The sequence below is a fragment of the uncultured Acetobacterium sp. genome (assembly GCF_927416815.1).
In the GTDB taxonomy this organism is placed as follows: Bacteria; Bacillota; Clostridia; order Eubacteriales; family Eubacteriaceae; genus Acetobacterium.
Map to the genome: position 1 here is coordinate 1 of NZ_CAKMJU010000143.1, position 2,114 is coordinate 2,114.

At 50.3% G+C, this 2,114-nt stretch carries 1 protein-coding gene; it reads right to left on the reverse strand.

Annotation, left to right across the window (positions count from 1 at the left end):
* Positions 1–351: 351 nt before the first annotated feature.
* Positions 352–1,836: an APC family permease gene (locus QZ998_RS16555; RefSeq protein ID WP_296561985.1), complete on the reverse strand. Its 1,485-nt coding sequence runs from the start codon at positions 1,834–1,836 to the stop codon at positions 352–354.
* Between the last annotated feature and the right edge of the window lie 278 nt (positions 1,837–2,114).

The following is a 2,114-nucleotide window of genomic DNA, read 5'->3' on the forward strand; positions in this document are numbered from 1 at the left end:
CCAGCCCCAAAAACAGACCACAACCAGCAAAAATCCGGTCGTTTGACCGTTGATTTTCTGACTGAGGCCGGGTTTTAACGTGAACTTTTATTTACAAACTTGATCTTGTCAAAAGGAATAACTTAGTACCGACAATTGTTACATCATGTTGTTTGCATCAGAGCGGACACGGCCCAAGCCTGTCCGATTCTGCGCGCAGGCAACGAGCCAATCACAAGCTTGCTTGTAGTTGGCGACTGCCCGCGACCAATGCGAAAGGTGCATAGCGGATTTCGCATGGCGCAGCGAACAACAGATTAATAATTGGTCGGTACGGTAGCCGGACTACCAACCCACTGCTAGCCAGTGCGGCTATTCTACGACGCTGCCAACGCGGCCGGCAAAGACCGGTTTTTCATCGACATCGATGTACTCGACATCGGTATGGGCGCCAAAATCGGCCCCGTACTTGAACTTGCAGTAGCCATAGAAGATTGCTCCCAGGAGTGTCCAGCCACCAGCCATGATCCATTCTTCAAAGATCAGGGCGGTTGAGGCAAAGGGCAGTGGGATCACATATAAAAGCGTCATCAAGCCCGACAGCAGTACCGCCGCGACCCCTACAAAGGTTCCATAGCGCACCTTGTATGGCCGCTTCATAGCAGGGTCTTTCTTTCTTAAAATCAGGAAGGACAGCGACACCATCGCATAGGCCAGACAGACCCCAAAGCTCCCAGCATCAACAATCCATACCAGCATCCGGCGACCAAAGAAGGGCGCAATCACAGACAGTATCCCAATCAGGGCAATCGCGTATACTGGGGTTTTATATTTGGGGTGCAGCTTGGCAAATACCTTTGGAATCATGTTAGATTCCGCCATCGAGAACATCGCCCGGCTGCCGCCAATTAAGAAGGAATTCCAGCTGGTAATAATCCCGGCCATCCCGCCAACAATTAATACCTTGGTCATTATATCGCTTTTAAAGGCTAGACCCATGGCATCGGCTGTTACCAGCGTTGAATCAGCCATGGCACTTAAGGGCATCACATAGGCTACCGCCAGAATGATCAGGGCATAAAAGGCCACTGCCATGACAATCGAGAGAATCATAATCGAACCGATTTTCTTAAAGCCAGCGTTGATTTCTTCAGCCGCCTGGGGAATGACATCAAAACCGACAAATAGAAAGGGTGTCATTACCGCAACAGTCAGTACCCCGCCGAGGGTGGTGGTGCCCAAGTCAATATTGCCGGCAAACATGTTTGTGGAAATATTGGCTGGGTCGCCATTAACGACCGATCCGGCAATTAGCAGGATTCCGGCACCGGCAATCAAGGCCGTGAAAATGGTTTGAACCTTGGCGGCAGTTTTAGCGCCCAGAATATTAATAACCGTAATAATGATCGCGGTGACCACCCCGACCGCTACCCAAGATGCATAAATATCATAGCCAGCGACGCTGTACATGTAACCCTGCAAGAAGTTCGGGCTTAAATATTGGATGACCGTCGGAAAAGCGACGGCTTCAAAGGCCACCACGCTAACATAACCGAGGATAATCGCCCAGGTACAGATAAAGGAACCGGTCGACCCCATCGCCTTATAACTAAAGACATGCTCGCCACCACATTGCGGCATCGCGGCGGTTAGTTCGGCATAGGTCAGGCCGACAAAGAGCACCATAATCCCCCCGATAATAAAGGCTAACGCCGCGCCCAGGGCACCGGCAGTTTCAATCCAGATGCCGGTGTTAACCACCCAGCCCCAACCAATCATGGCGCCAAAGGCCAATACAAAAATATCCTTGGTGCTTAAGACCTTGTCAAATTTTGACTTGTTTGTTTTTCCACTCATTTTTCTTTTGTATGATCCACATTTCGGATCATACCCTCCTTTCGTTTTTGGATCTGTTAGAATAATTGCTGAGTTACGTGAGCTGTCAGTTAAAACTATCGGTTGTCCCCTTACTACCGTACCGACCAATTGTTAATCTGTTATTCGCTGCGCCATGCTTGGTTGGGGCTGGGTGGTTAACACCGGCATCTGGATTGAAACTGCCGGTGCCCTGGGCGCGGCGTTAGCCTTTATTATCGGGGGGATTATGGTGCTCTTTGTCGGCCTGACCTATGCCG